Raw genomic sequence first — 26788 nt, forward strand, 5'->3', positions numbered from 1 at the left:
CACCATGAGCGTAGGACCGCGCGCCGGCCGACGCAGTCGCCCTTGCGACAGCTCAACTGACGTTGCCGGTGCTGCGCGCACCCCCACCCACCTGGATGGCGCCGTCGAGCGAGACGTTGTCGGTGACCGACCACAGCCGCTTGGCCGGCGCCCCGGACCAGGACGGGTTGCACAGGATCGCCGTGCCGCAGTTCTGCACCAGGTTGTCGCGGATCGCCATGATCGGGCCACCCGCGGCGAAGGCCCAGATGCCGACGCCCGTACCGGCGGCCACCGAGATGCGGTTGTCCGAGACGAACACGTTGCGGACGCTGCCGATCTTGATGCCCCGGATCGTGCTCGCGTCGCGCCACCACGCCTTGTAGAGGTGGATGTCGTTGCCGGTGACCCGGATCGTGCGCGCCTGGACCGGCGGTCCCTTGTGGTAGGACACCCCGATGTGCACGCCCTCGGCGATCTGGTCGATGCGGCAGTCGGAGACCTCGACGTCACCGACCGCCGTGCCGCCGCCGATCACCACCGCGCAGGCCCCCACCGACACCTCCGCCGCGGCGGTCAGGTCCCGCCGGTACCCACCGGCGTACTTCTCACCGAAGGCCGGCTCCAGCAGGATCCGGTCGGCGACGCTGCGCAGGTGCCTGGCCGCCGCCGACGGGGTCTGCACCGGACGCGACGGCGGTGACGCCGCCACCGCCGCCTCCCAGGCCCCCTGGCTCAACGCCGAGTCGAAGCGCAGGTTCGCCCCCGGCACCGGCAACGCCACCTCCCGCCGGTCGCGGGCGATGTCGTCGGCCTCCTGCACGTCGATCCCCTCACCGACGAGGTAGTCCCGCAGCGTCTTGCGACCCTCGTCGGTGTCGAAGATCCGCCCGGCGTTCTGCCCGAGCCGCCCCTTGAGCGAGGCCAGTTGCCGCTTGTACGAGGGCAGCTGGGCCGGATCCTCGGTGGCCACGTCGGCCAGCCGCAGCACGTACGCCCCGGCGCCCTGCGCGGTGCGCAGCTCCTCGGTGGTCGGCGGGCGCAGCGTGGACAGGGTCTTCCACTCGCTCTGCGGGACCATCGAGTTCATCCGGACGCCCCACCGGCCGACCCGCAGCGAGGTGTTCCACTCGCCCGTCTCCAGCCGGTCGTCGCGGTCCAGGACGAGCCTGCCCACCAGCTGGGTGGCGAGCTGGCCCCGGAACATCTCGTCCTTGACCAGCTCGGCCAGGGTCAGCGAGGCCGGCCGGGGCGGGCAGGAGAACCGGCACCGGGTGACCACCGCGTGGTCCGGGTTCACCAGCAGCACCCCCTGCTGGCCGTGACCGACGAGGAAGTCCGAGTCGAGCACCCGGACCCTCCCCGGTGGGGTGCCCTGGTCGTTGCGGACGGTCAGGCAGGTGCTCTGCGGTGACGCGCCGGCCACCCCGGTGAGCTGGCACTGGTCGATCGTCACGTCGGCGCAGTTGATCGCCGAGACCGGTCCGAGCCGGCCCGGCACGTTGGCCGGGCCGGGGGTCTCCACCGCCAGCTGCGCCACCGACACGGTGCCACAGTTGACGAACATCAGCGCGTACTCCTGCCCCTGCACCCGGATCCGGCTGGCCGGCCCGCTGCCCAGCAGCCGGATGTTGGCCCGGCCGGTGAAGGTGACCGGCACGGTGCTGGTGTAGAGGCCGGGGGCGAAGCAGATCAGCACGTCCCCGGCGGGCAGCGTGGTGAGCGCCTGCACCCAGTCGATGCCGGGCCGGATGGTGATCGTCGCCCAGCCGCCGGTGGCGGACGCGGCTAGCTGGTTGATGGCGGCCTGCACGGTGGTCGCCCCGGACAGCGACGGCCGCCCGGTCGGGTCGTACGACACCCGGTCGGCACGCGACAGCGCGCCGGTGAACGTCACCGGCAGGTGGACCGGCTGGCCGGCCTCGTCGAGGAGCTGGGCGGTGACCTCCTGGGTGGCGGCGGCGGAGTCGAGCTGCCAGGCGCACCGGGCCCGCCCGTCGGTGCCGGTCTCCACCGTGACGGTGCTGGCGGTGACCGCCCCGGCGGTGACCCGCCCCGCCCCGCCGGTGACGGTGAACCGGACCCGGGCCTTGGCGACCGGCTGGCCACCCATGGCCACCCCGGTGACCAGGTCGTGCCCCAGCGGCACCAGGGTCGCCGGGCTGCCCGGCACCGGCACCGCCTCCTGACCGTCCCCGCCGAGCAGGCTCAGCGTGGCCTGCCCGGTCAACGGGGCGAACACCGGCCGGCAGTCGCGCAGCACGCTCCACTGGCTGCCGTCCCAGCTCACGACGCCGATCCGGCCGTGCGCCCGGCGCGGCCCGTGCGGGGTCTGCGCGACGGGCGTGGTGCCGACCCGGGGCCACTGCACGTCGTGCACCGCCGAGCGGGCGGGGAACGACCACCAGTCGCCGGTGCGGAAGCTGCCCGCCGCCGAGAACCGGATCTTGATGCCGAGTTCCAGGTCCACCTCGACGCCGCCGGCCGGCACGGTGCCCCGGCCGTCCCAGCGGCGCACCCGGGGCCGGGACGGGAAGTCCGCCCGGTCGAGGCTGCCGGTGGCGGTGCCCGGCCGGATCACGATCCGGTCCCCCTCCACCCGGTCGACCTGCACGAGCGTGCCCGGCAGGGCGTTCTGCTCCCGGCCGTCGTCGGTCAGCTCCACCCAGGAACCGTTGGTGAAACCGGCGCTGCCGTCGCGGCCGGGGACCTTCACGGTCAGCACGTCGACGTCGATGCTCTCCCACGTCGCCACCGTGGCGGCGTTGTCCCGCGACCAGACGTAACCGGCCGTGCCGGGCGCCCCGCCGGTGAGGATCTCCACCCGGTAGAACTGGTTGTCCAGCCCGGTGTACGGCGACCCGGTCGGGATCACGCAGTCACCGCCGGAGCTGCCCGTCGGGTCGGCGCGGACCGCGAGGGTGCCGGTCGAGGCGGCGGTCAGCTCCGCCCAACCGGGTGGGGTGTCCGCGCAGCCGACCGGGGTGTTCGGCGGCCCGGCCTGCAACAGCCGCACCTGCCACACGGTCCGCAGCCGGGTGGTGGTGTCCGGTCCGCCGAGGGCGACCTCCCGCAGCGCCGGGTCCTCGATCGCCGTCACGTGCTGCGACCACACCTGGAGCCACGCCGCGTAGACCCCCGGCGGCACCGGGGCGCCGCCGGCCAGCCAGGTGCCGTCGAGCCTACGGACGAACGGCCCGGCCGCCGGCAGGTCCGGCTGGGCGAACACGGAGACCTGGGTGTCGTTCTCGCAGAGCACCCCGTCGAGGTAGTAGCGGCCGGCCGACAGCTTCAGGTCGGCCCCGCCGGTCAACCCGAACGCCCCGCCGACCAGCGGCGCGCCCGCTACGCCGACCACGTCGGTCAGCGCGGTGGCCCGCAGGTGCGCCTGGATGTCCTGCTGTTCGTTCCAGTCGGCGTCCAGGTCGACCCGGCCCTGCTGCTTGCGGACGCTCGTCGCGTGCCGCCGCTGGTCGAACGTGACGCGGCTGATGTCGCCCTTCATGGTGTGGTTCCTCCGGTCGGCAGGACGGGCAGGGCAGCGGCCACCCGCCCCAGCGGCAGGTACTCCGCCAGCGCGAGGGTGAGGTTGTGCAGACGTTGCGGGGTCAGGGCACGCCGGAACGCCCCCAGCTCCGCCCCGGACTCCGCACCGGTACGCAGCTCCACGGCGGCGGTGGCGGCCAGCCGGCCGTAGGTCGCGTCGCCGTAGCGGGTGCTCGCCCACGCCGGACCGACCCGGGTGGCCACGTCCGGGTCGTCGGGGCGGGCCTGCTGGGCGAGGTCCGGCTGGCAGCGGTAGCGGCGCGGGGTGACCGAGCCGGGCCGCAGATAGCTGAACCGGACGTACCCCTGCTGCCGGCGGGCCACCGTCACCGGCTGGTCGAACAGGCAGTCCGTGGCGGTCAGCACCCGCGCCGTGGTGGTGCCCAGCACCGTCACCCCGGTCAGCTCCGCCGCCGCGTCGCCGGCGGCCACCGTGCCGTGCACCAGCGAGTCGGTCACGGTCAGCGGTCCGTCGGTGGTGGCCAGCGACCCCGTCACGCAGCGGTGCACCACCACCCGGGTCCGGTCGTTGCCGGCGGTGACGGTCAGCCCGGTCGCCGTCGGCCCGAGGGTGCAGTGCCGCAGCTCGACCAGGCCCAGGCCCGGCCCACCCCCGGCGGGCGCGGTGACGGTCACCGTCCCGGCCACCAGCAGCCCGTCGACGACCAGCTCACCCGGGCGGTCCCCGACGCCGACCCCGGTGGCCGCCAGCGTGCCCAGCAGGCAGGGGCGCACCCCGACCGGGTCGAGGTCGGTCTGCCGGCGGGGCCGGTCCGGCGGCCGGGGCCACTGCGCGGCCAGCACGCTCAACCGGCTGCCCTGCCCCACCCGCACCGCCAGGTTCTCCCGGTAGCGGTGGCTGTCCAGCACCACGATCCGGCCGGTGCCGCCCGGGTGCGCGGCCTGGAAGTCGTGCCAGGCGGTCACCGCCTCACCCAGCGAGGCGACCACCTCCCCGGCCCGCGGCGGCTCGGTCACGCTCACCGCGAGCTGCCAGTCCACCGGCCCGTCGGCCGCCCCCAGGTCACCCCGGCGCGGGTACGGGCCGGCGCCGACGTCGGCGCTGAACGCGTACCACCAGGAGACCGCCAGGCGGTGCACCGGACGGCCGGCGGCGACGGTGATCCGGCCGCGCACCGGGTCGACCCGCACCACGCTGCCGGTCGGCAGCTCCCAGCCGGCCAGGTCGCAGATCCGCAGCAGGTCCAGCGGCACCGGGCGCAGCTCGTCGGCCGGGGTGGGCTGGATCCACACCACGAACGACGGGTCGTCGTCGCGGAACCAGCGCCGCTGCTCCGCCGACGGCGGGCTGTCCGAGGCCAGCGCCGCCAACTCGTCGCGCAACGGCCGGCGGCGCAGCGGACCGGGCACGTTCGCCTCGTCGGCCCGGTGGTCGATGTCCGGCTCGGTCACCGTCGGCCCGGTCAACTGCCGGCCGACCCCCACCGGGTCGATCCACCACCTGCCGTCCGGAGGCGTCACGACCGGCGCGGCCGTAGCCCGGTCCAACCGGTACGACGGCAACGGCCACACGTACAGGCCGATGTGGCCGATGTTGGGGCGGCCGGTCCCGGTGTCCATCGCCCGCACGTCCACCGTCCGGCAGACCGTCTCGAACGGCCCGCCGACCAGCTCCAACGGCGCGGCGGCCCGGATCGACGCGGTGGCCGGCGCGTCGCGGACGTGGTTGACGTGCTGGGTGGCGACCAACCGTTCGAAGAACTCGACGACGGCGGCGCTCCAACCGGTGTTGGCCCGGGTCAGCTCCTCCAGGGCGGCGGCGGTGCCCTTGCGCCGGCGGAACCGGATCGTGTCGGCCACCCGGGCCCGGTCGGACAACCCGCCGCCGTCGGCCAGCGGATGCAGCTGACCCGCCCCCACCAGCTCGCCGAGATAGGGCACCACCCACTCGGCGCAGGTCTCCACGAACCAGTCGTCGGTGAGCTGGTCGATGTCGGCGTCGAGCGCGGCGGCCTGGGTGGCCAGCACCTCCACCAGGGCGCGCAGCATCCCGCCGGCCACCTCGTCCTGGCTGCGCAGGGCGGCCGGCAGCAGGTCCCAGATCTCCTCGACCCTCACGATGCCTCCAGCAGGGTGACGTCACCGGCGTCCACGGTGAGCAGATCGGCGGGCAGCAGCACGTCACCGACCCGACGGGCCGGCGCTGCGGTGATCACGTCGAGCCGGGCCGGTGACTGCTCGGCGTCGTACAGCAGCTCCAGCACGACCGCCGCGACGCCGGGCACCCGGTGCAGCAGCGCCTGTACCTCGCTGGCGCGCACCGGCTGGGCGTAGTCGCGGACGTCGAAGCTCAACCCGGCGACCAGCGCCGCGCGGGCGGCGGCCGAGACCGCCACGAACCGGTACCCGGGGGCCAACAACAGCCGGGCGGTCACCGCCACCCGGCGGCGGTGGTGGCCGAGGATGCGCACCGGCACCGCCGGCTGGCGGGCGGCGTCCAGCGCCCGCAGCAGGTCGGCGCGGACCGCCGCGTCCGGCGGGACCTCCGCCCCGTCCGGGCCGGCGACGGTGAGCAGGACGAGTTGCCGGGCGTCGTCCCAGACCAGGTCCGCGCGGGCCTTGCCGATCCCGGCGAAGGCGCGGGCGAAGTCGGCGTGGTCGGCCAGCGAGACGACCCGGCCCAGGGTGCGGACCGCCAGCGGCGCGTTGCGGCGGGCCCGGTCCACCCCCTCCGGGTCGTCGGCCCCGGCGGCCGGCACCGGGTTGCCCACCTCCATCAGGCCCAGCGGCCGGGACAGCGGAATCGTCAACCGTCCCGGCGCGAGGTCGGCCGACCGCCCGACGCCGCTGCGGTAGGTGGCCACCACGTTGTCCCGCCCGGTGGGCAGCCGTGCCCCGGTCAGGCCGTCGCCGAAGGTGACCGTCACGACGCCGTCGTCGGCCCGCCGCACGGTGTAGACCCGGGCGGTGGGGGACTGCCCGAGCAGGGCCGGCACCTCCTGCCAGCGCACCCCGTCCACCCAGACCGCGAGGGTGGTGCGGGAGCCGCTCGCGGTCGCCGCCGGCACGTGGGTCAGCGGCGCGTGCCGCAGCGTGAACCGGGGGAACGCCTGCCGTGCGTCGCCGCTGCCCAGCACCTCGGCCCGGCTCTCGCCGTGGGTCGCCGGTGTCACGTTGCCCAGCACCCGGACGCTGTCGCGCCGGTAGCGGCGGGTCACGTTCGCGGTCAGGTCCACCGTGGTCGCGTCCCGCACCCGCAGCACCGTCACCACCTCGCCGACCGGCACGCCGTCCGGGTCGACGCCGGTGAGCACCAGCGGCCGGCCCGGCTCCAGTCCGGGCGTCGGCCGGGCCAGCTCCAGGGTCGCGGTCGCGGCCAGCGGGGCGGTCAGCGGCGGGGCGGCCGTCGGGAGCAGCCGGCTGCCGCCGAGCACCGTGGTGCTACGCCTGGTGAACGTGTTCGAGTCGCCGCCGGCCACGGTGACCCGGGTGGTGCGGGCGGCGATGCCGAAGTCGGCGACCGGCAGCTCCGCCACCGCGTCGACCCGACGCACCTGCGCCACCCCGGCGGTCTCCAGCACCAGCCACGACCCGGCCACCACCGCCGGGTACGACTGGTCCAGGTGCAGCGTCCGCTCGTCCTTGCCCAGCGCGGCGTCGACCCAGCTGTCCTTGCGGGTGGCGTACGCGCCCGGCAGCACCTGGTTGGTGCCCGGGTTCAACTCGCCGACCCGCAGCGCCACCGGCAACGCCGACCACGGCTGCGCCTGGTAACCGAAGAGCGCCGCCCGCTGCGTCAGCAGGTGCACCTGCACCTCCCGGCCCGACTGGCGCAGCTCCGTGCCGAGCGGCTGGGCGGCCACCGCCGCGTCCAACCCGACCACCGTGTACGCCGGCACCACCGCGCCGCCGTCGGACGCGGCCACCACCGCCGGCAGCACCGGGGTGGCCGAGCGCACCCGGCGCACGTCGTACCAGTCGGGGCCGAGCACCAGCAGCGCGGTGCCCGGGGTGAGCACCGTGTCGACGCCGGCCAGGTGCAGGGTGTCGTCACCGGGTCGGGGCGCGCGGGGCGCGGTGACCCGCAGCCCCACCGCGTTCAGCTCCGGGCGGGCCAGCAGCGGGGCCACCGTCTCGAAGACCTGCGGCAGCTCGCCGGGGCCGGGCACGCTCTGCGCCTGGCTACCCACCGGGATCGGCACCCCGTCCGGGGCGCCGGGGGTGGCGGTGACGGTGAACGACAGCCACGTCGTCGCGGCCACCCCGGGGCGCAGCTCGTAGCCGATCGCGCGGGCCAGCATCAGCACCGAACCGCGTTCGGTGGCGGTGCCGAGGAAACCCTCGTTGGCGATCCGCTCCTGGTAGAAGGCGAGCACGTCCAGGGTGGTCGCCCAGGCGTGCAGCAGCGCCACCGCCGGGTCGTCGACCTCCCGGGTGGTCAGCCCGGCCAGCTCCGGCCGGCCGGAGAGCCGGTCGACCAGCTCGGCGGCGAAATCCGCTTGCCGGCCCAGCCGGTACCCGACGGCGGACCGGCCGGGCGGATTGGGTTCCCGTCCCACTCGTGACGTCACAGTCCACCCACCAGGTCGAGGTGCAGGATGCCGTGCTCCGGCACGCTGGGATCGTTGTCGAGGCGGATCACCTCGGTGTCGCCGGCCCGCAGCACCCGGGCGTCCAGTTCCCCGCCGGCGGCCACCCCCACCGGGTGCAGCTCGGTCACCCGTACGTCGGTGACCCCGGGGACGGCGACCGCGGCGGCCAGCAGCTGGCTGACGTAGAGCGGGGTGCCGAAGCTGAACCGGTCGGGGTGGAAGAACCCGCGCGCCCCGCCCGGCAGGTCCCGGGCGGAGAAGAGGTCCAGCAGGGCCCGGCGCACGTCCGAGCGGAACGCGCCGCCGGTGACGCACACCCACAGCCGCAGCTCCACCGGCAGGTCCACCGGGTCGCGCAGTTGCAGGTCGTACCCGGCGACCCGGAACCGGTCGAGCCGCCCGGCCAGCCGGCGGGCCAGTTCCGGCTCGTCGGCCAGCCGTTGCCCGCCGGTCAGGTCGAGGGTGAGGAACACCGTCCACCAGGAACCGGTCCAGCGGACCCGGGCGGTGGCGTTGGCCACCTCGGGCAGCCGTCGTGCCGCCGCCACCCAGTCGGCGGTGGTGACCGCCCGTTCCTGGATGGCGAAGGCGACCGGGGCGTGCTGCCGGGCGTGCTCGACGTCCTCCGGGTCGGTGCCGCCGACGGCGGGCAGCGGGTTGGTCGCGGCGAGCAGCCCGATCCGGTCGGTGACCAGGGTGGTCAGCGCGTCGTGGCCGAGGTTGCCGGCCGCTCCGCCGCCGCGCCACCAGGCGACCTGGAAGACCGTCCCGGCCGGTGGTCGTCGCCCCGACACGTCGTCGCCGAAGCGCAGGCTCACCCGGCCGTCGCGCTCGCGTTCCGGGACGAAACCCTGGTCGAAACGGTCGGCGTTGAGCAGGTCCCGGCGGGGCCGCCAACTGCCCTCGGTGGTCTCCAACCGGATCAGCGGCACCGCGGCCCGCGGGTCCTGGTCGAGGGCCTGGCTGGCCGGGGTGTCGGTGGTGAACGGCACCGCCGCGGCGACCGGTTCGTCGGTCAGCACCGGCCGCCACCGGTGCTCGGCGGCCGGCGGGAGTTGCCCGGACACCGCGCTGGCGTGCTGCACGGCCACCAGGTTGGCGCGGGCCACCGCACAGGTCACCAGATGGTCGGTGCCCGTGCCGGCGACGGAGGCGGTGACGGTCAGCGGGAAGGCCAGCCGGTCGGCGGCGCTCCACCCGACCTCCAGCACGGCCACCCCGGTCACCGGGTCGGTGGTGGGACGCACCGACACCAGCCGGACCACCTGCCGGTGGGTGGGGTCGGCGTCGGCGCGGCGACCCGTGCGCGGGGAGAGCACCTCCTCCAGCAGCAGCAGGTCACCGGCGGCCAGGCCGGTGGCGGGCAGGTCGACCAGGGTGGCCCGGGTCGCCCCGGCGGGCAGGCCGCAGTCCCGGCCACCCCACACGTACAGGGCGATCTCGTTGCGGGAGGCCCGGGGGGCGAGCGGGGTCAACGTCTCGAACCCGGTCGCGCCGCCGGCCAACAGCGCCGTCGCGTCGGCGGGGCGTACCGCCGGGGTGGCCCGGTCGGCGGCCAGCACCGGCGTCCCGGCGGGCAGGCCCCGGCTCTCCACGTCCGACCCGGCGGCCACCCGCACGCTGAGCCAGGCGCGGGCCGCGCAGCCGTCGTGCACCGCGTAGTCCAGCAGCCGGGCGTGCCGGCGTACCGAGATCCGGCTGCGGGCGGTGCCCAGGTAGGCCTCGGTGCCGGCGGCGTCCTGCCGGTAGGACAGCCGGTCGGCCACGTGGGCCAGCGCCTCCACCACCGTGACCAGCGGGTCGGCCGGGTGCCGGTCGGCACCGCCGGGCAGGGCGGCGAGCCGGTCGAGCATCAGCCGCCGGAACCCGGCGTAGTCCTTGGCCAGGTAGTCGGCCGGCGCGGTGGTCGCCGGTGGTGGCGGCACCGGCGGGGCGGCCGGCGCCGGGTCCAGGTCGCTGGGGCAGTTGGCCTTGAACGAGAAGTCCTGCGCCGACAGCACCGGGTCGAAGCCCGGCGGCACCCGGTCGTCCACCGCCGAGCGCACCAACCGCAGGGTGTACGGGGAGAAGTCACCGGCCCGGTCCACCCGGACGGTCAGCTCCGCCCCGGCGGCGGCGACGCTGAGCACCCGCACGCCGGTGATCCGGACCCCGCCGTCGACCACCACGTTGCCGACGGCCAACGGCGCACCGGCGGGCACCCCGCCGGTCTGGCCGGGCAGCGGGTGCAGGAAACCCACGTGCAGCAGCCGCTGGTCGGCGGCGTCCACCTCGACCCAGTCGATGCCGTTGAAGGCGCTGCCCGGCCGGGCCACCTCGGCCCGCCGCTCGTCGTCGTCGCACCGCACGCTCATCCCGCACCCCTCTCCACCGACACCTGTGCCGGTCGGCCGGTGGCCCGCAGCCGGTAGGCGACGTGCACCCGCACCGCCGCCTCGGCCAGGTCGACGCGGACGTCGTCGACCTCGATCAGCTCACCGAGCCACCGCTGCAACGCGCTGCGGGCCTGCAACTCGGCGGTGCCCACCACCGCGTCGTCGACCGGGGCGAACAGCAGTTGGCCGAGGCCGGCGCCGAAGTCGGGCCGGTTGACCCGCTCCCCGGGCGCGGTGAACAGCACCGCCTCCACCAGGTCGGCGACGTGCCGTTCCGGGCCGGCCAGCCCGGAGCGGCCCCGGTTGTCGGGCCGCCACGGAAACGCCGGGTACGTCATGACGCCACCGCCCGGACCTGCACGCCGGCCACCGTCGGCGGCCCCTGCGGAATGCCCTCCGCGCTGACGCCGAGCCCGACGCTGGTGCCGAGCAGCGGCGGCTGCCCGTTGACCAGCACCCGGGCCGCCGGGGTGGTCCACTGGAGCTGGACGCAGGGCTGCGGTTTCGTGCCGGCACCCACCGGCACCTGGAAGGTGCACCCGGTGACCGGGTACGCGTCGGTGGCGGTGACCACCGGCAGGCCGCCGACCAGCACCCGCGCGTTGCCGGTCTGCGGGGTGACCGGGCCGGTGTGCGGGCAGGTCAGCACGGCACCGACGTGCAGCAACGGGCCGGGCATCAGGTCACCGTCAACGCGGTCTGGTTGACCGCCACCGTCGGGCCGACCAGGGTGATCGAGGCGCCCTTGCCGTTGGAGATGATGATCCCGGTGTCGTTGATCGAGATCATCGCCCCGGTCAGTGTCTTGAGCAGGATGCCACCGGTCGGGCCCGGAGCGTCGGAGATCATCAGGGTGGCCTGGCCGGGGGTCTGCAACACGATCGGTGGGGTGGGCGGCGGGGCCGACGACACCAGCGCCGGGATCTCCGCCTTCGAGCCGTACCAGCAGCCCGTCCAGATCGGATGGTCGGCGTCGCCCTGCTCGAACTCCACCCACACCCCGGTGCCCGGCAACGGCACGGCGAACATGCCCGCCTGGATGCCGGCGAGCGGGAAGCAGGGCATCGCCCAGCTCGACGGGGGGAGCGTGACGTCCGGGACGGTCACCTGGATGCGGCCCTGCTGCAACGGGTCGAGGTGGTTGACCACCGTGCCGCGATACTTGCCGTAGTACCTCGTCGTCATGGCTGTGCCCTTCCGGAGGTGGAGACCTGGGCGTTGCGGCCGAGGGTGAACCGCTGCTTGACCTCGCCCGCCTTGACCGTGGTGGTCACGCTGCGCACCACGTACTCGCCGTCGTAGGCGCGGCCCGCCCCGCGCACCCCGACCAGCCGGCGGCAGCGCAGCAGCCGGCCGTAGCGCAGCACGTCCAGCGAGCCGGACCCGGTGATCACGTTGGCCGACTGGGCGGCCCGGGCCAGGCCCCGGGCGAGGGTCTGCACGACGTCCATCCGGGCGGTGGCGTCGTCGGTACCGTCGGGGTTGGACCGCCCGACGTTCATCCGCCGGTACGACAGCGGAATCGGGATCTTGCGGCCCAGCGGCGGGTTGAGCGGGCTGACGTCGGGCACCGGCAGCGGAATCGGCACCCGTACCTGCTCGGGGAACGCGGTGAGCAGGTAGACGGTCTTCTGCACCCCGTCGAAGGAGAACGACAACGACTCCACGTTGGAGCCCGCGTCGGCGTTGACCGTCAACGCCGGCTGGGGCTGACCGGCCCGCACCTCCGGCCCCCAGTACGCGGTGTTCATCCCCGGGGTCGGCCCCGGCTCCAGGTAGAACGTGTAACCCACCTCGTCGGCGAGCTGCGACACGTACGCGAAGGTGGTGCCGCGTACCGCCGGGATCCGCTGCACCGGGTTCGGCGCGAACACCAGCACACTGGGCACCACCATCGGCACCACCCCGTACGCGGCGAACGGGGCGAGCAGGGTCAGCACCCGGGCCTCCGCCGGCATCGGCATCGGCAGGTCCGACAGGTCGATCAGGTCCATCATCTGGCTGACGTCCACCCCGGTGAGGGTGAGCGTCGACGCACCCGCGTCGTTGCTGCGGGCCACGTCGTGCCGGGTCACCACCCCGTCGGAGAGCACCTGCGGCCGCCCGTCGAGGTGCAGCACCAGCAGCACCCGGGTCGGCGGGTCCAGGCTGCCGTCGGCGAGCATCCGCTCCACCAGCGACCCCCGGCCCAGCGCGAGCCGCAGCTGGAACCCGGAGCGCTGCCCGGCGTTCTGGGTGACCTGCGCCTCCTGCACCGCCGCCACCAGCTCCATCGGGGCCGGCCGGAAGGTCAGCGGCCCGACCAGCACCTGCAACCGCACCCCGCTAGGCATCGAGGCTCCCCGGGAACCCCTCCGGCAGGGCCACCCGGACCACCTGGCCGGGGCGGATCAGCTCCGCCGGGTCGAACACCCCGTTGGCGTCGCAGAGCTGCCAGAACGCGGTGGGGTCGCCGACCGTACGGGCGGCCAGCAGGTCGACCCGGTCCCCGTCGGCGACGGGTTCCCAGCCGGCGGTGGCGAGCCGCTCGGCGGGCGGCACGAACCGGCGACGCAGGTGCACGATCTCCTCGCCGGTCTCCGGGTCGACGGTGACCGTGGTGCCCACGGCGGCGTACCGGCTGTCCGGCGCGAGCGCCCCGGGCGTCGGCTGGCCGCCGGTGGCGCCGGTGGCGGCGAAGAGGGTCTCCGCGACCCGGCTCTGCGCGGCCACCAGGGCCGGGTCGGTGTCGGTCGGGTCGCTCATGGCAGCCGGTCGATGCCGAGGTCGGCCAGCCGCCCGCCGCGCGCCCGACCGGCGAGCTGTTCGAGCTGCTGGTGGGCGGCCATGGCCAGGCCGCCGGCCCGGCCGTCGGTGCCCACGTCGTTGACGGTCAGCACCCGCAGACCCAGCCGGATCTTGGCGCGGATCGGGTTCAGCATCGGGTCGAACGCCTCCTCGGTGATGGTCAACTCGGTGATCCGTACCGGCCAGAGCCGGCGTCGTCCGAAGGCCAGCAGCACCAGTGGCGCCGGCGGCGGCACCACCTCCAGGGTTCCGGCGGCCAGCAGCGCCGCCGCGTCCTGCACGGCGGCCAGGCTGGGGTAGGCCAGCGACTCCAGGGCGGCCAGCTGCGCGGTCAGCCCCAGCTCCACCGTCTGCGGGTCGGCGAGCTGGTCGGCGGCGTCGAGGTCGGCCTCCAGGGTGAGCGTCTGCACCGGGGGGCCGGTGATCCGCAGCGCCTCGCCCCGGGCCCCACCCTCGGCCCCGGCCGTCTTGAGCTGGAAACCGCGGGTCAGCGCGTCCGGGTTGTACTGCAGGGTGATCACCCGGCGGCTGCGCCCGCTGTCCGGGTCGAGCACGACCAGGCCGGCGCGCAGCAGTCGGGGGCTGAGGGGACTGGTCACGGGGTGCCTCCAGAGGTGGGACGCCGCCAGCGGATCCGCTCCGCCACGGCCCGGGTGATCCGGCCCTGCATCAGCAGCGGGTCCAACCCGCTGAAGTCGACGGTGCAGTCGGTCAGCTCGGTGATCCGGATCTGCCCGGTGGACAGGCCGAGCCCGTCGAAGAGCAGGTTCACCCGGGCCACCGTGGCGCTCTGCAACGACACCGGCCGCAGCCGGCCCGGCAGGCCGCCCCCACCGGCGGCCCGGCGTACCCCACCGCCGACGGCGAGGTGCACCAGCGCGTCGGGGGCCAGCACGATCTCGTTGCCGCCGCCCAGCGGCAGGGTGATCTCCCGGGGGTTGTTGACCGACAGGTCCACGTCGACGTTGCCGATCGCCAACCTGCCGGGCGGGTCGGTCGACGGTTCGTCGCTCTGCACGTCGGCGATGGTGTGCAGCAGGTCGTCACGGGAGGCGGCGGTCGGTCGCAGCAGCCGGTTGAGGCGTACCAGGTGCGCGGTGCGCGCCTGGCTGACCTCGCCGGTGTCGAGCTGCCACCGCAGGACGTCGACGTCGTTGTCCGGCGGGGGAGCGCCCTCCGGCCCGATGCTGGGCAGGTGCACCCGGTAGACCAGGTCGTCGCCCTCGACCAGGAACCGGCCCGGGGTCCACCACGGCAGCGCGCCGGTGAGCCGGCGGTAGTCCACCGCCCCGTCGCGCAACGCCAGGCGCACCTCCCAGCTGCGCTCGCCCCACAGGAACCCGTCGTGGGTGACGTCGAAGTCGATGTGCCCGTTGAGGCTGTCCAGCACCTCGCCGATGCGGTAGGCGTCCAGCACCCGCACCAGCGCGTCCCACTTCCCGGCCAGCGCCGCCCGCCGCTGCGCGCTGGTGGTCCGGGCCGGCGGGGCCGGGATCGGGGAGCCGCCGCCGAGCATGGTGGCCAGGTCCAGCACGAACCGGGCGTTGCGGATGTCCAGCGACGGCAGCTCACCCGAGCCGCTGGTCAGGTCGTGGGTGAGGTCGCCGAGCAGCCCCTGCTCGACGAAGACGTACAACCCGAGCCCGCTGTCGGCGAAGCTCAGCCCGGTCACCTCGCCACCGCGTACGGCGATCCGCCGGCCGGGGGCCGCCGTGCCGTCCGGCCCGGCCGGGTCCTGCTCGTAGCCGATCGAGGTGAACCGCAGCCCGTACTCGGGGCGGCCGGTCGGTGCGCCGAGGAACAGCAGTTGCCGACGCGGGTCGGCGGTGACCTGGGCGCTGATCGCGGTCAGCGTGGGCTGCGCCAGGTTGAGCCGCAGCCCGCCGTGGTCGAGGAAGTCGACGCTGAGCCCACCGGCGGCGAAGTCGGCCGTGCCGCCGGACAGGAACGTGCCGATGTCGAAGCCGACCCGGGCCGCCTCGATCGCCCCGATCCGCAGGCCGCCGAGGATCCGCATCCCCTCCGTCGTGCGGGTCGCCTCCACCAGGAAGCCGTCCTGCCCGGCCGCCGGCACCAGCCGCAGCTCCCCGAGCACCGCCTCGACGTCCGGGTTGAGCCGGATGGTGACGCCGTCGTGCAGGTCCACCAGCAGCCCGCTGGCCCGGGTCTGCTGCACCACCAGCTCCCGCAGCAGCAACCGGCGGAACCGGCCGCCGGGGGTGCCCGCCGGCCACAGGTCGACCCGGGCCCGCGCGCTGATGCCGAGCAGGGTGATCGCCCCCGCGCCCGACGGGATGCGCAGGCCGAGCGCCGCGCCCTGCCAGTTCAGCGCGTCCACCGAGATGGTCGCCAGGCTCAGCCCCGGCTGCCCGTCCGGGCCGATCTCGATGTGGTCCGGGCCGACGCTGACCACCCCGGTGTCCAGCCCCTGGATGCTGACGTGCTGGTCGTGCTCGCCCGGCCGGGGTCCGACGCCGAGCTGAGCCTCACCGCCGACCACCCGGGCCTGGATCCGGCCGCCCCGACCGAAGGCGAGGGTGAGCTGGGCCGCCCACAACGAGCCGTCGACGTGCAGCGCGGCGTCGATCCGGCCGGCGATCTCCACCCGGGTCACCCCGGTGGTGAGCCGTCCGGCGGTCACCCCCGCCGCCGCCGACCAGCGCAGGCCGCGCAGGTCCACGTCGAGGATCTCCAGCGGCGGCCGGTCCGGCTCCCCGGCCGGGACCGGTTCGGGCCGGCCGAGGCCGACGTCGAGCACCCCGTCGCGGTAGCGCAGGTCCCGTCCGGTGATCCGGGCGATGTGCAGCCGTTCCAGGTGCAGCGCGGCGGTGGCCGGGACGACCCGGCCGGCGGCGTCGCGCTGCTCCGGCGTGCTGTCCCAGCGCCCGCTGGCGGTCAGCCCGTCCAGCACGGTCGGCCCCCGGGAGACGATCCGCCCGTCGCCGGCCCGCCAGTCGATCGCGCCCAGCTCGATGCGGGCCGGGCCGACGTCCTCGAAGCGCAGCCCGCCGGCCCGCTCGGTGACCAGCCGGCCACCCAGTCCCGCCCGGCGTACGGTGACCGCGCCGTCCGGGGTCCGCAGGGTGGTGTCGGTGAGGGTGAGCCCGTCGAGCTGGACGCGCTGGCTGTCGGTGGGGTCGCTGAGGATCCGGCCGGTCAGCGGGTCGACCTGGTGCGGCCCGGACCGGATCAGGTCCACGGTGACCGAGGCGGCGTCCGGGACGGCCGGCCGGCCACCCACGGTGCCGGTGATCGTGGTGGGGCCGCCCTGCACCGCGCGGGAGACCAGGGCGAACCGCAGCCGGTCGAGCTGGCCGACGGTCAGCCGCCCGTCGTAGGCCAGCCCCTCGTCGGTGAGGTCCACCGTGAGGTCCCGCAGCCGCACCCCGATCAGCGCGCCGGAGACCACCTCGATGCTCATCCCCGGTGCCGGGTCGGTGACGTCCATCCCGATCCGGTCGGCGTCGATCCGCTCGATGACCAGGTTGCGCACCAGCGCGCCACGGACCTGCCGGCCGGTGGCCGTCACGCCGGTGCGGACCCGCACGTCGAGGCTCATCCGGCCGATCCGGGTGCTGCCCCGGGCGTAGACGCTGCGGCCGGGGGAGTTCAGCGCCAGCCCGGTCAGCTCGGTCTGCTCCACCACCAGGTCGGGCAGGCGCAGGCCGTCGCCGTCGGGCAGCACCCGGCCGTGGATCGCCTCACCGGGCGTGCCGTCGGCGCGGGCCGGGGCGGTGAACGCGATCCGTCGGGCCTCGACGCCCGGCCCGGTCACCCCGGTCACCGCCAGCTCGCCGACGCCGAAACCGACGGCCGCCCGGCCGACCGGCAAGCCGGCGGCGGCGGCCGGGCCGGCCAGCTCGGCGGGGAGTCGACCGCCGCCGACGGCGTCGAGGTCGGCGCGCACCCGCAGCCGGGACGCCGCCAGCCGTTCCACGGCGGTGGCCCCGGCGCGGACGTCGGTGGCGGTCAGTTCGGCCAGCCGCACCTGCACCCCGAGGGTGGCCGGGTCCAGGGTGACGTCGAGCCCGCCGACGGTCAGCCCGCCGACGGTGACACCGAAGTACCGCCGGGCCCGCTCCCGTAGCAGCTGGAGTTCCTGCTCCTGGGCCCGGGTGCGGTGCCCCGGCAGGTAGCGGCCGGCCGGGTCGACCGGCTCGGCGGAAAGGGACTCCAACTCCCGCAACCGGTCCAGGTCGGTCAGCCAGCGGGTCAGCTCGGCCCGCCGGTCCGCCCAGCGCGGTTCGGCGGGCAGTGCGGCGAGCTGGGCGGTGACGTCGGCGCGGGTGGGTAGGTCCCCGGCGGTCAGCCGCAGCGCCGGTGCGCCGGCCGGGCCGGGCAGCAGCCGTACCCCGGCGACGGTGGCCGACCCGGTGCTGCCCCGGGCCGTCGTCGCCGCGTCGGCGGGCACGCGGTCGCGCCGGAACCTGGTGATCAGCTCGTCGTCGGGCAGGTACTCCCCGGCGCGCGACGGCAGGGACGCCTCGGCGTGGATCGGGTCGATCTCCACACCGGCGGCCTCGACCCGGCCGGTCAGCCCGGTGACCCGGATGCCGCCGACGTCGATCGCCCCGCCGACGGACTGGCGGAGCTGGTCGGACAGCTCCACCAGCCGGCGACGTTCGGCCTCGGACAGCGACTCGGCGTGCCAGCGGTGCCGGGCCTCCAACCGGTCCAGTTCCCGCTCCGCCGGCTCCAGCGTGGTGAGCTGGCTGTCGACGGCGCGCAGCCGCTCGTCCAGGGCGGCGCGTTGCGATCCGGTGGCGGTGTCACGGCGCAGCCGCAGCGACTCCCGCTCGGCGCGCAGGCGGGCCGGCAGGCTGGTGGCCACCCCGATCAGGGTGCGACCGACCTCGATCCGGCCGACCTGTTGCAGGCCGGCGAAGGAGAGCCCCTCGGCGGTGGCGCTGGAGAAGCTGACCCGCAGCGAGCGCATCATCTCCACCGCGTCGGTGACCCGTTCGCCGACCGTCCTCGGTGGACGGAACACCCCGTCGGTGAGCAGTCCGATCGTCGCGTTGGCCAGCGGGGTGAAGATCTCCCCGGCGGTCAGCGAGGTGAACTGCTGGGCGAGGAACGGCGCGCCGGCCGTGTACGGGGCCAGCAACGCATCGCTGATCTTGGACAGGAACGGCAGCCCGCCGTAGAACGAGATGACGTTGTGCAGCAGGTGGATCAGCGGATCGATGATCGGGATGCCGACCCAGCCGTGCCGGCCCGGCTCGGTCAGGTTCTCCTGCCCGGTCGCCCCGGCCCGCAACGCCAGCGTGGACAGCCCGAACCGGGTCAGGCCGAGCAGCCCGCCGGGCAGCCCGTCGCTGGCGTACACCACGTCGGAGACGCTCAACGCGCCCATCCCGGCCTGCGCGCCGACCGGCCGCTCGTAGCCCCGGTCGGAGAACGAGGCGACGATATCCAGGTCGGTCAGGGTGATCCGGCCGGTCCGCAGCGAACTGCCGGTGAAGGTGCGGTTCACCCCGTCGAGCTCCAGCCGGGGCAGCCTGATCCGCAGCACCCCCTGCCGGGCGTCCAGCGACAGCGACAGCCGGTTGGTGCGTTCCCGGTCGGTGTCGCGCAACCGGGCGCCACCCAGGTCGCCGCTGATCCACTGGGCGTCGTGCAGGTCGAACTCGTCGACGGTGACCTCGTCGGTGAACAGACTCAGCCCGGTACGGCTGAGGAACAGCAGCTTCAGCCCCACCGCGACCAGCCGGGCCAGGTCACCCACCACCGTCGGCGTGCCGTCGGTGCGCAACGACTCCGGGTCGAACGAGGGCCTGCGGGTCGCGTGGTAGAGCCGCAGCTCCGCCACCAGCGTCGCCAGGGCGGGCAGCAGATCCGCGCGGACCTCCCGGGACCGCAGGAACACCCACCGCCGGTCGTCAAGCGCGTACGCCTGGATGATCAGCGAGCGCAGCTCGGTGACCCGCCCGGCCCGCCAGAGCCGGTCGTCCCGCAGCCGGTCCCGCAACTGGTCGCGGGCCTCGACGCGGCGCGGCCCGGAGATCGCGGTGACGGCGAGCGAGGCGCGCATCTGCGGGGTCATCCCGGACTGCATCCGGGCCCACCGGTCCGGGTCCTCGGCGGCCAGCCGGGTCTGGTCGGCCACCGGCAGGCTGCGCACCAGCTGGAAGGCCAGCCACGCCTCCCGGGGGTTCACCGCCCAGTCGGTCAGCCCGATCGCGAGCAGGCCGCGGGCCTGCCGTTGCAGGTGCGCCGGGTCGCGCAGGGCGAGCAGGTCCAGCAGCTCGGCCCGCCACATCTCGTGGGTCAGGTACGCGTCCGGCAGCGCGGCGAGGATGCGGTCCAGATCGCGCAGGGCGTCCAACCGGTGCACGGCGGTCCGCAGCGCCTCCCGCCCCTGGGCCTGCGGGCCGGCGGTCGCGCCAGTCGGCCGGTCGTAGCCGATCAGCCGGCGGACCAGCTCGACGGCGTTCACCCCGTCCAGGCCGCCCTGCACGATCCGGTGGATGTCGGCGACGAGCCGGTCGGCGTCGACCTGCCCGGCGCTGCGCCGCCGCCGTTGCAGCGGCTCGGCGAGGGTGCCGACGCCGGTGTAGCTGCCGCCGAGCACGTCGGCAGCGGGGATGTTCTCCTCCAACCGGTCGAACCAGCTGCCCCGGTCGAGCTGCCGCCACCGGTCCTGGGCGGCCAGCGGCAGGCTACGCAGCAGCAGGTACGCGAAGCGGGCCTCGTGGTCGCGGATCGCCCAGTCGAACAGCCCGTACGACAGCAGCCCCTCCACCCGGGCCAGGATCCGGTGCTCCGCGCGGGCGGCCAGGACGACCAACAGCCGGGGACCGAGCGGCGCGTCGACCCGCTTCTCCTCCCACGGCACCTGGTCGAGCAGGGTGTCGAGGTGGCCGCCGTCGTCGAGCTGGCGGACCGCGTACCGCAGCCGGGGCCCCGGCTCGGGCGGCCCGGCGGCGGCCGGCGCGGCGGTGGCCGGGGTGCCGGCGGTCGGTGCGGCGGGGGCCAGATCGGCGAGCTGGCGCAGCGCCTCGTCGGCCCGGCGGTCGTCGATCGACAGGCGCACCTGGCGCAGCCGGGCGGCCAGGTCGGTGTCCCGGTCGAGGCGGGCGTCGTCGGCCGACGCCCCGCCCAGCGCGGTGACCTGCTCGCGCAGGGCCTCGGCGTCGTCGCCCGCCGGGGGCCGCTCGGCCAGCAACGCCCGGAAGTGCGCCTTGCGGTCACCGGCCAGCAGCTCCCGCAGCACGCTGGTCCGCAGGGCCCGCAGCACGGTCAGCGCGGTGCGCCGCTGCACCGGGTCGAGCCCGTCGGTGTCCAACCCGTGCACGTTGTCGGCTTCCAGCACCCGCAGCAGGTAGGGGGTCTGCCCACCGAGGGCGGCCAGCGCGGCCCGGGGGTAGGCGCGGTGGTGGTCGTCGTCGAGGTTGCCGGCCAGGTCGGTGCGCCGGGGCGCCGGCAGGCTGTGCACCAGGCTGCGGGCGACCACGAACGGCAGGGTGTCCAGGATGCGCAGGCAGCCCCGCACGTCGTCGCCGGAGACCCACAGCCCGTCGAGCAGGTCGACCATCCGGGCCCGTTCCGCCCGGTACCGGCGGTCCACCAGCGCGCCCAGCTCCGCCTCCAGCGGCCCGGTCGTGGCCTCCTCGGCCGGCGCGCGGTCCGGGGCCGGCGGGGTGGCCGGGCGTGGCGGGGTGGCCACGGCACCGGTGTCGGCGGCGACCGCCCCGGCCGGCAGCCACGCCACCGGCCGCCACAGGGCCCGCCCGGCCGCCGCCGCGTCGGCCAGCGCCCGCGCCTCGGCCTCCGGGTCGGCCACCTGCCGCCCCGGGTACGCCGTGGTGCCGCCCGCCTGCGCCAGGTGCCCCAGCTCGTGCACGAGCAGGGCCCGCCCGGCGGCCCGGGACGGGTCGAAACCCGGGGCCAGGTGCACCACCTGGTCGGCCAGCAGGCCCCGTGCGCCGTGGTTGGCGGCCCGGCGACCCTCCCCGCCGAGGCGTACCCGCACCGCGTCGGGGCGCAGCCCCAGCGCCGGGGCATACCTGTCGACCAGGTCCCGGGTCAGCGTGGCGAGGGCGTCGTCCCGTGCCGCGACGGGTTCCGTCGCCGGGAGCGGGGCCCGCCGCGCGGCCGGGCCGGGGGCGGTCACCGGGGCCACCCGGGCAGGCGCAGCCGGACCCAGATCGCCTCGGCCAGCGCGGTCGGCAGGTCGGCGGTGGCCGGCGCGTCGGTCACCGGGGTCACTGTCGACGGCAGCCCCCGCTCGGCCAGCAGCCGGGTCAGCCGCGCACCCACCTCGGCCGCCAGGGTGGCGTCGACCGGCGCGTCGACGCCGGTGACGACCAGCCGGCGGATGTCGACCTCGACGGTCGTGACGTCGGCGTTCACGACCACAACCCCGGGTCGGCCGGCCGGTCGTGCTTGGCGTACTCGGCGGCGACCGCGTCGAGCACGTGCCGCATCCCGACCGGGCCGCCCTCCCCGGCGGCGACGAGCGCGGCACGCAACGCGACGGTGTGGATGTCCCCGCCGGTGAGGTCCAGTTCGGCCAGCCGGGGCAGGTCCAGGTCGGCGGTGGCGGCCCCGGGCGGGAAGGCCCGCCGCCACAGCCCGGCCCGCTCGGCGGGACCGGGGTGCCCGAACGGCACCACCACCCGCAGCCGGCGCAGGAAAGCCGGGTCGATGGCGGTGCGCATGTTCGTGGTCAGCACCGCCACGCCCCGGTACCGCTCCATCCGTTGCAGCAGGTACGACACCTCGATGTTGGCGTACCGGTCGTGGCTGTCGCGGACCTCGGAACGGCGGCCGAACAGCGCGTCGGCCTCGTCGAACAGCAGCACCGTGCCACCCCGTTCGGCGGCGTCGAAGATCCGCCGGAGCTGCTTCTCGGTCTCCCCGATCCACTTGCTCACCACGGTCGCCAGGTCCACCCGGTGCAGGTCCAGCCCGAGCACCCCGGCGACCACCTCGGCGGCGAGGGTCTTGCCGGTGCCGCTGGGCCCGGCGAACAGCGCGCCCACCCCGAGGCCCCGACCGGTCCGGCCGGCGAAACCCTGCTCGACCAGCAGCGCCCGACCGGCCGCGGCGGCGGCCAACTGCCGCAACTGGGCCAGGGCGGGGGCGGGCAGCACCAGGTCGTCCCAACCGGCCCGCACGTCGATCCGCTCGGCCAACCCGTCCAGGTCGCGGCGGACCCGCTCACGGACCAGCTCCCGGGCCCGGGTGACCGGGTCGCCGCCCGACCCGACGGCGGGGGTCGCGGAGTCGAGAATGTCCCGGTGCCCCAGGTCGAACTCCCGGGCCAGCCCGGCGGCGGCCGACGCGGCGGGGCTGGGCAGCAGCTCCCGCCACAGCGCCCGCTGCTCGTCCCGGGTCGGCCGGTCCACCGTCGGCCCCGGGGTCACCCCGTCGAGGGCGACCGCGCGGGGCGTGCTGACCACCACGTCACCGACGAGCCGGGCCAGCAGCTGCGCCACGGCGGCCCGCGTCTCCGGCGGTTCGTCGCCGGCCAGCTCGACGACCAGCACCGGGTCGGCGAGCACCACCTCCCGGTTCCACAGCCGGGCGAAGGCGTCCCGGTCGGTCACCGCCCGGGGCAGCTCGGCGGCGGCCACCCGGTGCCCGGTCCGACGCACCGCCGCGCAGGCCGCCGCCACCACGTCGAGCCGGTCGTCGTGGTCGGGCCCGCACACCCGCAGCGGGCGTCGCCCGGCCTGCCAGGTGGCGCAGAGCTGCCGTACGGCCCGACGACGGCTGGCCGGCAGGGTGGCCGGCGGCGGAGGCAGCGCCACCAGGTAGGGCCGGAGCCGTTCGTCGAGCCGGCCGACGCCGTGCAGCTCGTGCAGGACCCGCTCGTCGACCCGCAGCGGGGCGTGCGGCAACGCGCCCTCGCCCAGCTCCACCAGCCGGGCCGCGCGCAGTGGACGGTCGGCGGCGAGGGCGTCCCAGTGCCCGTCGGGCAGGGCGTCCAGGCACCAGGCGAACGTCGGTGGCCGGTCCAGCAGGCCTAGCTCCCCGGCGACCGTGGCGGCCAGCACGTCACGTTCGAAGCCGGTCAGCCCGAACCCGGTGCCGATCCGGTCCAGCGGGGAGCCGCCGGTCGGGGCGTCGGCCGCCGGTTCCCCCTTGAGCAGCAGGCGGATGCGGTCCAGCTCGCCGGCCAGCCCGTCGCCGCCGACGGTGACCGGGGGCGGGGCGGGCCAGCGGGCGGCCGGGCGTGGGGCGGGCATCACAGCACCACGGCCGGGCCGTCGTACCGGCCGGTCGGGTCGGCGTGCAGCGGACTGTCCACCCCGTCGACCCGCAACCGGGCCAGGTACGTGCCGGCCGGCAGGTCGCGGAAGGCGAAACCGATCCGCCCGGTGCGCTCCCCGCCGGGCGGCACCCCGTTGCCGGCGGGCGCGGCGAGCACCGTGCCACCCGCCCCGGTCAGCGCGAGGGTGACCTGCTGGCCGGTCTCGACCTCGGGGACGACGTCGACGGTGACCGTGCCGGTGCGCAGTGCCACCCCGTCGACCGTGCGGCTGGACTCGACCACCACGTCGGCGGGGGCGACGGTGACCGTCGGCCGGTAGGTGACCGGCACCGCGTCGGAGCTGACCGCCGGCCGGGGTGTGGGCGGGTCGCCCAGCGCCACCGCGTGGGTGACGACCAGACCCCGGATGCCGGCGGCGACGGGCCGGTCGAACGCGGTCAGCGGCAGCCGCAGCTCACCGGCGGTGACGGTGGCGGGGCTGGCCGCCGCCGCCCCGATCCGCACCCGCACGTCCGGCCCGGCGAGGTTACGGCCGGTCACCACCAGGGTCGCACCGGCCGTGACCGGGGTGCCGGTCGGCCCGTCGGCGCGGACCTGGTCGACCTCGGGGCCGTCGACGTCGATCGTGCCGGCGCTGACCGCGCGGACCGGCAGCGGTTCCCGCGCGCCGCGCAGCGGGTCGATCAGCACCACCGACACGTCGAAGAAGACACTGCTGCGGTACGGCGCGCTGAACGCCGACCAGAGCCGGAAGCTCTCCTCCCCGCCGGGGCTGTTGGTGACGCTCACCCGCAACTGCTCGACCTGCTCGGCGAGGCGGGAGTCGGCCACCGGGGCGGGCAGCGTCGGGTCCGGCGGGTCGGGGGCGAGCGAGCGGCGGATCGCCGCCCGGGTCAGCACCGGCGTCTCGTGCAGCATCGCCAGCAGGTGCCCGAGCAGGATCTCCCCGGTCAGCGGGTCGTGACCGTAGACGCTGGCCACGTAGTGCAGGTCGACACCGAGCGGCGGCGCGGCGACGTCGTCCCCACCGGTGCTGCGCGGCGGCGGCCCCAGGTTGGCCCAGGTGGGATTGCGGGTCACCCGGCTCAGGAACAGGTTGACCTGGTTGCCCTCCTGGTTGCCGACGGTCACCCGGTCGGGCGGGCCGGCGGAGACGGACACCCCGCCGACCGCCGACGACGCGCCGGTGGCCCGCAGGTACGCCATCAACTGCCCGCGCAGCACGGCGGTGACGGCGGCGAGGGCGTACCCGGTGCTCATCGCGACGCCCCCGCTCCACGCAGGTACGACTCCAGTTCCGGTGCCGGACCCGGGGCGACGGCGGGTGCCGGGGCGACAGTCGGTGCGGTGACCGGCGGGGGCGTCGCCGGATTCCGCTGCGGGGTGAGCCGGACCTCGATCCGGCCGATGTGCACGTGCACGGCGACCGGCTCCGGTGCCCGCGCGTCGGCCCGGGTGACCGGCGTCCGGTGGGCGGGCGGAACGGTCGGCGCGACGCGGGCCACCGGCCCGGCGGGGACCGGTGCGGCGACCGGGGCGGGCACGCTGGGCGGCGGGGCGACCGGCCGGGGCGGCGGATCGTCCGGGTCGTCCCGGCGACGCGCCGGTGTCCCTGCCGGCGCGGCCGGCGTGGTCCGGGTGACCGGCGGTCGGGGCGGGGCCTCCCGGGGCGCCGGCGCGGGCGCGGGCGGGTCCGGTCGGGTCGCCTCCGCCGGAACCACCATCGCCCGGCCCGGCCCGGTCACGGCCGGGGCGCGGGTGCCGGGTCGAGGCAGCGGGCGGGGCGGCCCGGGGACCGGTGCCCCGGCCGGCGGCGCGGGCGGCGTCGCCACCGGCACGGCCGGTGCCGCCGCAACGACCGACGGCGCACCCGGCGACGGCGGCAGCGGCGGCGGTGCCGGCGACTCCGGCGACGGCGGCGGGTCAGCCGGCTGGTCGGGCGGCGGCGGGACGGCCGGCCACTGTGCCTCTTCGGCCGCGAAGCCGTCCGGTTCCGGCTCCTGTGGCTCGAACCGGCCGAGGGGGCGGGGGCGCAGTCGGGGCGCGGTCCCGACGGCCAGGGCGGCCAGCGCGGCCAGGTAGCCGCTCACGGGACCCGCTCCAGGTACGCCGCCCGGCGGTGCGGACCCAGCGCCAGCACCTCCGCCTCGGACCAGCCGTACGCGCGGGCCAGCCGGTGCACCTCGTCGAGCAGCCGACGCACCCGGACGTCGGCGGCGTGCCACGCCCAGGCCGGGACGTCCAGCAGCGCCTCGGTGTCGCCGCCGCAGCCCGGGCAGGTCAGCGCGACCGCGACGACGCCGAGCGGGTCACGCCCGGCCATCGCGGCGGACACCGCCGGCAGCGCGGCGGACGGGTCGGTCAGCGGTGGATCGGCGTCGAGCAGGCAGGCGTCGAGCAGCCACCGCTCGGCCGCCGCCGCGTCGCCGGCCCGCGCCGCCCCGGCCAGGTCGGCGGGGGTGGGCAGCCGCAGGGTGAGCAGGTGCCCCCGCCAGTGCAGGGTGAACGGGCCGGCGGTCCGGTCGGCCCGCTGCGGCGCGGCGGCCAGCAGGTCGGCGACGGTGAGGGTCACCTCCAGCTGTTCCGGGCAGGCCGGACAGTCCACCGTGGTCGCCACCCGGCCGCCCGTCCAGCCACCGGCCGTGGCGAGCAGCAGCGCCGTCACCTCGCCCACCGGCAGCCGGTCGGCGTCGGGCCGGCCGAGCAGCAGCAACCCCCGGCGCGGCGCGGGCTGACCGAGCGCGTCGTCCCAGGCGTGGACCAGCGCCACCTCGGTCGACGGCGGGCCCGCGACGGTCACGACCCGAGCCGGGGTTCGGCCGGTTCGGTGACCGCCTCGTCGCGCTCCCAGCCCTCGTTCTCCAGCTTGAGGTGCTCGATCGCCACCGCGTTGGCGTTGGCGTCCAGCTCCGGCAGCGCCTGGTACTCCGACACCCAGCAGCGGAACAACCGGTACGACTGGGCGACCTGCCCGGCCTCGTTGAGCAGCTCGATGGTGATGTCCCGGCGGAAGTCGGCCAGGGACACCTCCGCGCCGGCCCCGGCGTGCAGCGCCCAGATCCGGCCCGCCCACTGGGCGAACTCGGCGTCGTGGGTGAGCCCCCGTTCCAGGGTGACCGCCTCGAACTCGGTCCGCCCCGGCGACTTGTGACTGGTCGACGGGTTGCCGCCGTCGCGGTGCTTGACCACCTCGGTGGTCCGCTTCAACGCGCTGACCTTGCTGACCCCGGCCACGTAGCGGCCGTCCCACTTCACCCGGAACTTGAAGTTCTTGTACGGGTCGAAGCGCGTGGGGTTGACCGCGAACTGCACCATGACTCACACCT

17 protein-coding genes are annotated in these 26788 nt (G+C 76.1%); all 17 read right to left on the minus strand.

From position 1 onward, the window contains the following. Positions 1–52: 52 nt before the first annotated feature. From ACN268_RS04905 to ACN268_RS04985, 17 genes are read right to left on the minus strand one after another with little or no spacing between them, the layout of a single operon-like run. The gene (locus ACN268_RS04905) at positions 53–3484 is read right to left on the minus strand and encodes a DUF6519 domain-containing protein (protein ID WP_421481931.1); all 3432 of its coding nucleotides are present in this window, start codon (positions 3482–3484) and stop codon (positions 53–55) included. Further along, positions 3481–5604 (minus strand): hypothetical protein, encoded by a 2124-nt coding sequence (locus ACN268_RS04910; protein WP_421481932.1) that lies wholly within the window; start codon positions 5602–5604, stop codon positions 3481–3483. The genes ACN268_RS04905 and ACN268_RS04910 overlap by 4 nt, the downstream gene beginning before the upstream one ends. Further along, positions 5601–8057 (minus strand): putative baseplate assembly protein, encoded by a 2457-nt coding sequence (locus tag ACN268_RS04915; RefSeq protein WP_421481933.1) that lies wholly within the window; start codon positions 8055–8057, stop codon positions 5601–5603. The genes ACN268_RS04910 and ACN268_RS04915 overlap by 4 nt, the downstream gene beginning before the upstream one ends. After that, positions 8054–10432 (minus strand): baseplate J/gp47 family protein, encoded by a 2379-nt coding sequence (locus ACN268_RS04920; protein ID WP_421481934.1) that lies wholly within the window; start codon positions 10430–10432, stop codon positions 8054–8056. Before ACN268_RS04920 ends, ACN268_RS04915 begins: the two co-directional genes overlap by 4 nt. Next, positions 10429–10791: a GPW/gp25 family protein gene (locus ACN268_RS04925; protein WP_363655134.1), complete on the minus strand. Its 363-nt coding sequence runs from the start codon at positions 10789–10791 to the stop codon at positions 10429–10431. Before ACN268_RS04925 ends, ACN268_RS04920 begins: the two co-directional genes overlap by 4 nt. After that, complete coding sequence (locus ACN268_RS04930) at positions 10788–11132, minus strand: hypothetical protein (protein WP_421481935.1); 345 nt, start codon at positions 11130–11132, stop codon at positions 10788–10790. Before ACN268_RS04930 ends, ACN268_RS04925 begins: the two co-directional genes overlap by 4 nt. Then, on the minus strand, positions 11132–11638 hold the full coding sequence (locus ACN268_RS04935) for a phage baseplate assembly protein V (protein ID WP_067303923.1): 507 nt from the start codon (positions 11636–11638) through the stop codon (positions 11132–11134). The genes ACN268_RS04930 and ACN268_RS04935 overlap by 1 nt, the downstream gene beginning before the upstream one ends. Then, positions 11635–12786, minus strand: coding sequence for a hypothetical protein (locus ACN268_RS04940; protein ID WP_421481936.1), 1152 nt, complete (start codon positions 12784–12786; stop codon positions 11635–11637). The genes ACN268_RS04935 and ACN268_RS04940 overlap by 4 nt, the downstream gene beginning before the upstream one ends. Then, complete coding sequence (locus tag ACN268_RS04945) at positions 12779–13198, minus strand: hypothetical protein (protein ID WP_421481937.1); 420 nt, start codon at positions 13196–13198, stop codon at positions 12779–12781. Before ACN268_RS04945 ends, ACN268_RS04940 begins: the two co-directional genes overlap by 8 nt. Next, positions 13195–13839: a hypothetical protein gene (locus tag ACN268_RS04950; RefSeq protein ID WP_363794604.1), complete on the minus strand. Its 645-nt coding sequence runs from the start codon at positions 13837–13839 to the stop codon at positions 13195–13197. Before ACN268_RS04950 ends, ACN268_RS04945 begins: the two co-directional genes overlap by 4 nt. Further along, entirely contained in the window at positions 13836–21356 is a 7521-nt protein-coding gene (locus tag ACN268_RS04955) for an eCIS core domain-containing protein (RefSeq protein WP_421481938.1), read from the minus strand. The genes ACN268_RS04950 and ACN268_RS04955 overlap by 4 nt, the downstream gene beginning before the upstream one ends. Next, the gene (locus ACN268_RS04960) at positions 21353–21595 is read right to left on the minus strand and encodes a hypothetical protein (protein WP_421481939.1); all 243 of its coding nucleotides are present in this window, start codon (positions 21593–21595) and stop codon (positions 21353–21355) included. Before ACN268_RS04960 ends, ACN268_RS04955 begins: the two co-directional genes overlap by 4 nt. Beyond that, positions 21592–23436, minus strand: a complete 1845-nt coding sequence (locus tag ACN268_RS04965; protein WP_421481940.1) for an ATP-binding protein — start codon at positions 23434–23436, stop codon at positions 21592–21594. Before ACN268_RS04965 ends, ACN268_RS04960 begins: the two co-directional genes overlap by 4 nt. Next, positions 23436–24722, minus strand: a complete 1287-nt coding sequence (locus ACN268_RS04970) for a DUF4255 domain-containing protein (protein ID WP_421481941.1) — start codon at positions 24720–24722, stop codon at positions 23436–23438. The genes ACN268_RS04965 and ACN268_RS04970 overlap by 1 nt, the downstream gene beginning before the upstream one ends. Further along, entirely contained in the window at positions 24719–25552 is an 834-nt protein-coding gene (locus ACN268_RS04975; RefSeq protein ID WP_421481942.1) for a hypothetical protein, read from the minus strand. The genes ACN268_RS04970 and ACN268_RS04975 overlap by 4 nt, the downstream gene beginning before the upstream one ends. Continuing rightward, positions 25549–26262, minus strand: coding sequence for a hypothetical protein (locus ACN268_RS04980; RefSeq protein ID WP_421481943.1), 714 nt, complete (start codon positions 26260–26262; stop codon positions 25549–25551). The genes ACN268_RS04975 and ACN268_RS04980 overlap by 4 nt, the downstream gene beginning before the upstream one ends. After that, positions 26259–26777 carry a phage tail protein gene (locus tag ACN268_RS04985; RefSeq protein WP_204924330.1) on the minus strand — a complete coding sequence of 173 codons (519 nt, stop codon included), beginning with the start codon at positions 26775–26777 and terminating at the stop codon, positions 26259–26261. The genes ACN268_RS04980 and ACN268_RS04985 overlap by 4 nt, the downstream gene beginning before the upstream one ends. Positions 26778–26788 lie beyond the last annotated feature (11 nt).

This window comes from Micromonospora sp. WMMD735 (genome assembly GCF_049178995.1).
Lineage (GTDB): Bacteria > Actinomycetota > Actinomycetes > Mycobacteriales > Micromonosporaceae > Micromonospora > Micromonospora wenchangensis.